The sequence below is a fragment of the Acinetobacter sp. GN11 genome (genome assembly GCF_054823985.1).
The window spans coordinates 19,191-28,121 of sequence record NZ_JRVL01000018.1; the positions used below are offsets into that span (position 1 = coordinate 19,191).

An 8,931-nucleotide genomic window follows, 5' to 3' on the forward strand; every position below is an offset into this window, starting at 1 on the left:
AACTTGTCTGATTTTTAAATTAAAAAGACGACTCGATTGCCCGTTTTTCTAATATTCAATTTCATTTCAGCCCTTCATCTGTTTATTAAAAAATACCCCTACTCGACCTTAATCTTTTAAATTATCTAACACATGACAATGACCTAATATTTTCGTTGTTTTAAATTAAGCAAAATGTATTCCACTTCAAAACTGATTCTCTATTTTGGTTTTGATATACTCTGTTTCTACTATTAATTTAGAAGTTTTTAACTGAAGTCGAATATGAGCAAAGTCAAAACTGTTTACCGTTGCGAACAATGTGGTGCCGACCACCTTAAATGGGCAGGTCAATGTTCAGAGTGTGGTGAATGGAATTCTTTGACTGAAGTCAAACTTGAGCCTACCACTGCTCACCGAGCACGTCCAAAAAATGGGGGCTATGCAGGCCAAGCTGCCAATATTACAACGCTAAATAAAGTCACTTTTTCGCATGAAACCCGCTTACAGACTGGCATCAGCGAATTTGACCGCGTACTTGGCGGAGGCTTAGTTACAGGTTCTGTTGTCTTGATTGGTGGTGACCCCGGTATTGGTAAATCGACCATTCTTTTGCAAACAGCAACCCATATGGCAAGTGCAAAAAGCTCTGCACTTTATATTACCGGTGAAGAATCTTTATCTCAGGTTGCGCTTCGTGCCCAACGACTTGACTTGCCAACCGACCAGTTAAAAGTCATGGCCGAAACCTGCGTAGAACGAATTTGCGAAGTCTTAGAACAAGAAAAACCTGTCGTGGCTATTTTAGATTCGATCCAAACGCTTTATACAGAAACACTTCAATCGGCACCGGGCGGTGTTTCACAAATTCGTGAATCTGCTGCATTACTTACCCGCTATGCAAAAAATAGTGGCACGGCGCTATTTCTTGTTGGTCATGTGACCAAAGAAGGTGCACTTGCTGGCCCTCGTGTTTTAGAGCACATGGTGGATTGTGTACTTTATTTTGAAGGTCAATCCGACTCACGCTATCGAATGATTCGTGCTGTTAAAAACCGTTTTGGTGCGGTGAATGAACTGGGTGTATTTGCCATGACAGATAAGGGCTTACGTGAAGTTGCTAACCCTTCTGCCATTTTCTTGAGTCGTTATGATGAAGCGATTCCCGGTTCAATCGTCATGATTAGCCGTGAAGGAACTCGCCCTCTTTTGGTCGAAGTCCAAGCCTTAGTTGATGATGCTCAAGGGCAACCTCGTCGCGTCGCATTGGGTCTTGACCAAAACCGTTTGAACATGCTCCTTGCTGTAATGCATCGTCATGGTGGTGTTCAAACCACAGGTCAAGACGTCTATGTGAACATTGTAGGTGGCTTAAAAATTACCGAAACAGGTTCAGACTTAGCAGTTTTGTTAGCATGTGCTTCAAGTTTACGGACTAAAGCTTTGCCTCAACAACTCGCAGTTTTTGGAGAAGTTGGTCTTTCTGGTGAAATTCGTCCTGTACCAAATGGTCAAGAGCGTTTAAAAGAAGCCGCAAAACATGGCTTTAAGTATGTCATTTTGCCAAGAGGTAATGCGCCGCAAAAAGCAATTCCTGGCGTACAAGTCATTGCAGTTGCTCGTCTACATGAAGCATTGACAGAAGCAATGCAACTCAGTGATGAATTGACATAAAAAAACATACTTTTATGGTTGAAATTTAGCGTAAATACCTTCATAAATACTATTACAATTTAATTTTAGACAGGAATTTCCTATGGAAGTACACCAGCGTGGCTTGATTACCGGTATTTTAATGGCTGCTTTAGCAATTTCGCCTCTTGCTGAAGCTAAACGTGCAGGTGGTGGTAAAAGCCACGGTATGGCACGCTCTTCTACTTCAAGCCAGTCTTATCAACAACCTCGTCAAGTGACTCCTGCTCAACAACCTGCTACTGCACCTCAAAGATCTGGTCCAGGCGTTGGTTCAATGGTTGCAGCTGGTGTGGCTGGTGCTGCCGTAGGTGCTGTTGCAGCAAATGCTTTAGCTGATGACAAACCAACATCAACTGAACATCAAGCTACAGACCAAGCTGCTCAAGCACAAGAAGAGAAGAAAGGCGGAATTCCTGGCTGGATTTGGGTATTACTTGCAGCAGCTTTAGCCTTTTTTGTATTCCGCAAATTGGGCGCAAAAAAAAAATTAGCGGGTAATAATCCTTACGCACCAAACAACGGCGGTCAAAACCCATTTGGCCGTTCTGCTGCACCACAAGCGACACCACGTAATGCTGGGGATAATACAAACATCTTTGGTCAGTCTGTGGCTGGTGGCGCTGCAACCCAAGCTCCTTTTGGCGGTGTAACAACCAGCAATGGCAACCAACTTCCAGATGGTAGTGAACCAGCTGCGTTCTTGCGTATCGCACGTCAACGTTTTAATCACATCCAATCGATGAATACTGCAAGTAACATTGAAGAAATTCGCCGTTACTTAACACCAGAACTTTATACTTCTATGTATAACGACATCATGGAAAACCAAGATCAAGACGTTGCTGAATTTAGCAATCTTAATGCGATGGTTGTAGACAGTGCGACTGAAAATGGTCAATACGTTGTGAGCGTACGCTTCACAGGTAATGTGAGTGAAGATTTAAACAGCTTGCCACAACCATTTACTGAAATCTGGCACTTTGTTAAACCTGCTGGCTCTCAGCAAGACTGGGTAGTTGCAGGTATTCAACAAGCTTAAATTGAATAAGCTCTAAATAAAAAAGCCACAATATTGTGGCTTTTTTATTTGTTAGTTTTTAAGCAATGTCTGCTGGGAATGTAATGACTTTTTCAATTTTAACCTGATCCATTGCAACCATGAGTAAGCGGTCTATACCTAAAGCAATTCCCGAACATTCTGGCATATGAGGTAAAGCAGCTAATAGGTGTTCATCTAAAGGCATGACATGCAACCCTTGCTTAGCCCGCTCTGCATTGTCTGCTTCAAAGCGTGAACGTAACACCTCTGCATCAAGCAATTCATCATAGGCATTTGCCAGCTCTAAACCTTCAATATAAACCTCAAAACGCGCAGCAACTTCTTCCCCATCTTCATCGAGTTTTACCTTTGCCAAAGATGCCATTTCTGGTGGAAAGTCAGTTAAAAAGACAGGTGCATCAAACCCCAAACTTGGTTCAACAAAATGCGAGAATAACAAATCAATATAAGCTAAACGATCATCGCCCAAATCAAGGTTTAATCCTACACGATTTGCCGTATCTTTGAGTTGCTTCAAAGTTGCTTGTAATGGGTTAATGTCTAAACGGTCCTGAAAGGCATGTTTATAACTTAGAATAAACGGACGAACTTCACCAAAACGATGCTGCAAACAGCTTCGCAATAAATCGGCGGTTTCATGCATTAAAGCTTTTAGATCAAAACTCGGGCGGTACCATTCGAGCATTGTAAATTCACTATTGTGTTTACGCCCATGTTCATCATCTCGAAAAACCTTACAAATCTGGTAAATCGGTCCACTACCACTTGCCAATAATCGCTTCATGGCAAACTCAGGTGAAGTCTGTAAATATTGAGTTTGCAGTTTGCCATTAATATGACGCAAAACCTGCACAGAAGCTAAATGCACATCGGTGACACCTGCTTGTGAAACAATCGGTGTCTCAACTTCCATAACATCTCGTTCTGCAAAAAACTGGCGGATTTGGGTGTAGAGCTTGGCACGCGCTTTTAAGGCATCAATTGAACAAGTAGGTTGATAACTTAAACTCATGCCTGCGGCCCTCCATGTGCTGCCCACTCCCGACGTAGCGGATAGTTCTTACGTAATAAATCAAATGCTTTTTGCTCTACTTTGCCGTCTTTAATACAAGCACGTATGTTGGCATCGTCTTGTGCAATATCATAAATTTGAGTTAATTTTTGCTTTAACACAGCCTTTAAGTCATGACCTGAAAAATAATCTTCGCACGCAGGCAATTGTGTTTCGAAACGCTTATTTATATCGAATCCAAATTTTTGGCAAAACGCTTCGTAAATCATTTGTGTACCGCGGGCCTTCCCTTCAAGGCTATAACCAGCAATATGCGGTGTTGCCAAAGCCAACATATCAAGAAGCTCTTCTGAGATGACTGGCTCATGTTCAAATACATCGAGCACAACTTTACGCTTTGTTCGCTGAATATCTTCGATTAAAGCCGCTTCTTTAACGACTGGACCACGCGCACTATTAATTAATAGTGTATTAGGTTGAAGTGCTGCAAACGCTTGCTCATCAAAAAGATGATACGTCGCATGCTCACCTTTTTTGGTTAAAGGCACATGAATTGAAATTGCATTTGCTTGTTGCAAGAGCATTTCTAAGCTTACATTTTCAATTGAATCTAACTGTACATATGGGTCAAAGCCAATCACACGCCAGCCAAGCAACTGAGCCATATATGCTAAACGTTTACCGACGTTTCCAAGCACAACAATACCTAGGGTAAATTTTTCTTGTTGTTCTAAAAGGTTGGCATCTAAATGCATTAAAGCAGTAATTACATATTCAGCAACTGCCTGAGCATTACAACCTGCCGCATTTGCCCATGTAATTCCTTGTTTTTCTAAAGCTTGAATATCTAAATGATCGGTACCAATTGTGGCACTACCTACATATTTTATTGAAGTGTCTCGAATTAAACTCTCGTTAACTGCTGTTACCGAGCGAACCAGTAAAGCCTCTGCGTCTTTTACATCTGCATGAGTTAAGGTACGCCCTGCATGGTGTTGAATATCGCCAAACTCTGAAAAAAAGTAATCGGTAAATGCCAAATTTTCATCTGCGACGATTTTCATTGTCTGCAACTCATAGCTTATAAAAACGTTATTATCCTTTGAGTTGTAGCAAAGTACAATGTTAATGCCTTTAAATTAGTACTCTATATCTTGAACCTTTAGAACTTATAAACCACCGCTAAAATAGAAATAAGCCATCACAGCCAAAGTTATCCAAACTAGAATAATCAACACAGCAACCAAATAATTTTGAGGACGGCGTTCTTGTTGTTCAAGCCATTCTTCAGCTTGTTGTTCTGCCTCTAAAATGACATGTTTTGGTGTAAAGCGAACAGCCAACCAAATGAGTATTGGTAAAATTAAAGCTTCATCAAGTAAACCCAAAACAGGAATAAAATCGGGAATTAAATCAATGGGACTAAAAGCATAAGCTACCGCTACAATAGCAATAATTTTTGGTAACAACGGCATTTGCGGGTGCTTTGATGCAAACCACAACATAATAATTTGTTTTTTTAGACGTTTTGCCCAATCTTTTAGAGACTGCAACCAAGACACTGGGACACACTCCGACCTACCGAAGTCTGATAATAAAGTATAAAACTCATGCCTAGCTTAAAATTAGAAAAAATAGAAATGTAAATTTCTATCTTTTTGATCATTCTTTAAATGAGAGTTTATTTAATGGTTATTTTAAGGCTTCATACTTCGGTATATAAAACAAAGCCATCACCACGACAAAAACTAGCCAAAGTTAGACCCGATATTTTTGCCAGCCGAATAGCCATGCTGGTTGGAGCGGAAATTGATGCCAATAAACCTATATTAAGCTGAGCGCATTTACGAATTAATTCATAGCTTGCACGACTGGTCATGACAACAAAACCCAAACTGGTGTCATAGTTTTCTTGAGCTAAATAACCGAGTAATTTGTCTAAAGCATTGTGACGTCCCACATCTTCAAATAAAGCGACAATTTGGCCCTCAACAACCCAAGCTGCTGCATGAGCGCCTCCAGTTAAAGCAGTAATTTCTTGCCGATTCTTTAAATGAGCAATCGCCATCGGAATTTGAGCAAGCCATTCTTTAGAAGGTTCGGTGGTAATTTTAGGAACATCGAGATGAAACTGCTCTAAACTTTCAATACCACATAAACCACAGCCCGTACGCCCAACCAACATTCGTCTACGTTCTTTTAATGTGGCAAATGCTCTAGATGAAATGGTCATCTCCACCGTAATGCCTAATTCACTTTGATGCACCTCAATGGCATACAACTCGTTTAAGCTTGTTAAAATTCCTTCAGAGAGACTAAAACCTTTAGCAAACAAACTCACATCGGTCGGTGTTGCCATCATCACTGCATGAGAAATACCGTTATATACCAAAGCAATTGGATACTCTTGAACAATATTATCTAAAACACTTTCAGATTCGGTTTTCTTAAACCGCTGTACTTGTAATGTTTCAACCCCATAAGAATGTGGTGTCAAAATAATTTCCTTTATATTGGAATGGCGCCTTTTGGAAGCGCCATCTGTTTCAATTACATTTCTAATATCGCCTTTGATTTAAAGGCTGCTTACTTTTCTATCTGCATCTTCAGGGTCAACTGCTGTTGCCAAATTAAAGTGTTCAGGTGCATCACCGGCATGCAAAATAACAGGAACACTTTTTGAAGCCGGAATCTTGGCATATTTATCATGACTGCTTAAGGCCACTAAAGGATTGGTTTCCGGATAGTAAGCAGCTAAGCTACCCCGCGGAATGTTGTAAGGCACAATTCGGAAACTATGCACAATACGTTTAACGCCATCCGAGAAAACACTTTCAATATCGACCCACTGATTTGCTTCGAAGCCAGCTTCATCAATATCGGCCTGATTCATAAACAATACACGGCGTTGACCAAAGACCCCACGGTAACGGTCATCAAGACCATATAGCGTCGTGTTGTACTGATCGTGAGAACGAGTCGTCATTAAGGTATAAACTTTACTCTCGGTATAGGCAGCAGCATATTGATTTTCTTTATCGCCATAGACTTCATTAAGCGGCGTAATCATAAACTGTGCTTTACCACTTTTTGTATTCCAGATGTGCTGATTGGCTGGATGCTCTAAGTGGAATCCACCCGGTTCATAGACACGTAAATTAAAATCATGAAATTCATCAAAAACATCGGCAATTGAATCACGAATACGGTCATAGCTTTCGATGTACCATTTCCATTTAATTTGGCTATCTGGTAACACTGCCTCTGCCATTCTTGCCACAATGTCTGGCTCAGATAAAATATTTTCAGAAATTGGAGTATTACGCCCTGCCGACAAATGGATATTACTCATCGAATCTTCGACTGAAATTGCCTGTGGGCCATGAAGCTGTTCATCAATTTCGGTACGGCCTAAACATGGCAAAATGAGTGCCTCTTTACCACACACCAAATGACTACGGTTTAATTTGGTGGCAACATGAACGGTTAAATTACACTTTCTAAGTGCTTCTTGGGTATACGGTGTATCTGGCGTCGCAACAGCAAAGTTCCCACCCAAACCAATAAAGACTTTAACCTCACCTTCAGCCATCGCTTTAATGGTTTCAACGACACCATGTCCATTTTTTCTAGGGGATTTAATCCCAAACACGCGGTCAATGTTGTCGAGTAATTTAGGGCTAGGTAGTTCATTAATGCCCATGGTTCGGTCGCCCTGCACATTACTGTGTCCACGAACTGGACATAGCCCTGCACCCGGCCTGCCAATTTGACCACGTGCCAACAATAAATTCGCTAACATATGTACATTGGCAGTTCCGTGGCGATGCTGGGTAATTCCCATACCCCAACAAAAAATTGAACGTTCAGAATCTAAAAAGAGTTTGGCTAGTTTTTCTAAATGTTCAGCAGACAAACCTGAATGCTTATAAATATCTGCCCATTCAGTTTTTTCAACTTCAGCAATCATTTCATCAAAACCAATAGTATTGACCGCTATAAAGTTTCGGTCAAAAACGCTTGGTTTTCCTGAGGCAAGGGCTTTTTTATCCCACTCATTTAAGTGCTTTAAAATACCTAACATCAGTGCATAGTCACCACCAATTTTAGGTTGGAAATAATAACGGCTAATAGGTGTACTGCCATTGGTCATCATTTCAAGCGGTGCTTGTGGGTCTTGGAAACGTTCAAGTCCTCGTTCTTTAATTGGGTTAATCGCAACAATGTTGCCACCACGTTTAGACACTTCACGCAAAGTGCCTAACATACGTGGGTGATTGGTTCCGGGATTATGCCCAAAACTAAAAATTGCATCGGCTAAATCAAAGTCTTCTAGGGTGACTGTACCCTTTCCTAAACCAATCGAATCAAGCAGTCCAACGCTTGTGGTTTCATGGCACATGTTCGAACAATCTGGAAAGTTATTTGTACCAAAGCTTCGCACAAATAGTTGATATAGAAATGCCGCTTCGTTACTGGCGCGACCAGACGTATAAAACGCAGCTTGGTCTGGGTTGTCTAGCGCATGTAAATGCTTAGCAATAATCTGAAAAGCTTCATCCCATGAAATAGGTACATATTTATCAGTTGCTGCATCGTAGCGGACTGGATCGGTTAAACGCCCTAAGTCTTCAAGAAAAAAATCACTTTGTTCAGACAACCAACTGACTGTATGACCTGCAAAATATTCAGGAGTAACTGTTTTACTGGTTGCTTCAAAGGCAACCGCTTTTGCTCCGTTTTCACAGAAATTAAACGCATGAGCATTTTTCTTTTCAGGCCATGCGCAGCCCGGACAATCAAAGCCTGTAGGCTGGTTAATATTGAGTAAGGTAATTGAACCTTTTTTTAAAATATCTTGTCGTTTTAGATTTCGAGCGACACTCAGTAGTGCCCCCCATCCCCCAGCAGGATGAGTGTAGGGTTCAATTCGCGCAAAGCCGTTATTTTCTTGTATATGCTTTTGTTCTTCAGAATTATCCACTTTGTCATCCTCTTATTTCTTTTTACACATTCAACAGATGCAATAAATTCACAATTTAATTATGGTTATATCTACGCTATCTGCTGTCTAGCTTATGGGTAGAGTCCGCTTTTTATGCTATTCCCAATATTTTAAAAGCTGGCTCAATCGTTCTTATAATATGTGCCATATTTTTTATAATTACAATAATTTAGCCAAATC

The 8,931-nt window shown here is 40.8% G+C and carries 7 protein-coding genes; 2 read left to right on the plus strand and 5 right to left on the minus strand.

What is annotated here, in order from left to right:
- The first annotated feature begins 264 nt into the window (after positions 1 to 264).
- Together radA and NL42_RS02360 are read left to right on the plus strand one after the other, a co-directional pair.
- Positions 265 to 1,653, plus strand: a complete 1,389-nt coding sequence (gene radA, locus NL42_RS02355; protein ID WP_016137303.1) for a DNA repair protein RadA — start codon at positions 265 to 267, stop codon at positions 1,651 to 1,653.
- A gap of 82 nt (positions 1,654 to 1,735) precedes the next feature.
- Entirely contained in the window at positions 1,736 to 2,713 is a 978-nt protein-coding gene (locus NL42_RS02360) for a Tim44 domain-containing protein (RefSeq protein WP_461311631.1), read from the plus strand.
- Positions 2,714 to 2,771: 58 nt separating this feature from the next.
- Here NL42_RS02360 and epmA read toward each other — a convergent pair whose 3' ends face one another.
- The 5 genes from epmA to NL42_RS02385 all read right to left on the minus strand — a co-directional run bounded on the left by epmA (position 2,772) and on the right by NL42_RS02385 (position 8,730).
- Positions 2,772 to 3,746, minus strand: a complete 975-nt coding sequence (epmA, locus tag NL42_RS02365; RefSeq protein WP_461311632.1) for an EF-P lysine aminoacylase EpmA — start codon at positions 3,744 to 3,746, stop codon at positions 2,772 to 2,774.
- Positions 3,743 to 4,810 carry a 4-phosphoerythronate dehydrogenase gene (locus NL42_RS02370; RefSeq protein WP_461311633.1) on the minus strand — a complete coding sequence of 356 codons (1,068 nt, stop codon included), beginning with the start codon at positions 4,808 to 4,810 and terminating at the stop codon, positions 3,743 to 3,745. The genes epmA and NL42_RS02370 overlap by 4 nt, the downstream gene beginning before the upstream one ends.
- A gap of 105 nt (positions 4,811 to 4,915) precedes the next feature.
- The gene (locus tag NL42_RS02375; RefSeq protein ID WP_045429387.1) at positions 4,916 to 5,308 is read right to left on the minus strand and encodes a YkvA family protein; all 393 of its coding nucleotides are present in this window, start codon (positions 5,306 to 5,308) and stop codon (positions 4,916 to 4,918) included.
- A gap of 143 nt (positions 5,309 to 5,451) precedes the next feature.
- Positions 5,452 to 6,243, minus strand: a complete 792-nt coding sequence (gene fdhD / locus NL42_RS02380) for a formate dehydrogenase accessory sulfurtransferase FdhD (RefSeq protein WP_461311634.1) — start codon at positions 6,241 to 6,243, stop codon at positions 5,452 to 5,454.
- Between the two features lie 78 nt (positions 6,244 to 6,321).
- Positions 6,322 to 8,730: an FdhF/YdeP family oxidoreductase gene (locus NL42_RS02385; protein ID WP_461311635.1), complete on the minus strand. Its 2,409-nt coding sequence runs from the start codon at positions 8,728 to 8,730 to the stop codon at positions 6,322 to 6,324.
- Positions 8,731 to 8,931: the final 201 nt, after the last annotated feature.

Excerpts from the sequence above, each read along its gene's own strand:
- radA (WP_016137303.1), top strand. The coding sequence starts at position 265 with ATGAGCAAAGTCAAAACTGTTTACCGTTGCGAACAATGTGGTGCCGAC.
- epmA (WP_461311632.1), bottom strand. The coding sequence starts at position 3,746 with ATGAGTTTAAGTTATCAACCTACTTGTTCAATTGATGCCTTAAAAGCG.
- NL42_RS02360 (WP_461311631.1), top strand. The coding sequence starts at position 1,736 with ATGGAAGTACACCAGCGTGGCTTGATTACCGGTATTTTAATGGCTGCT.
- NL42_RS02370 (WP_461311633.1), bottom strand. The coding sequence starts at position 4,810 with ATGAAAATCGTCGCAGATGAAAATTTGGCATTTACCGATTACTTTTTT.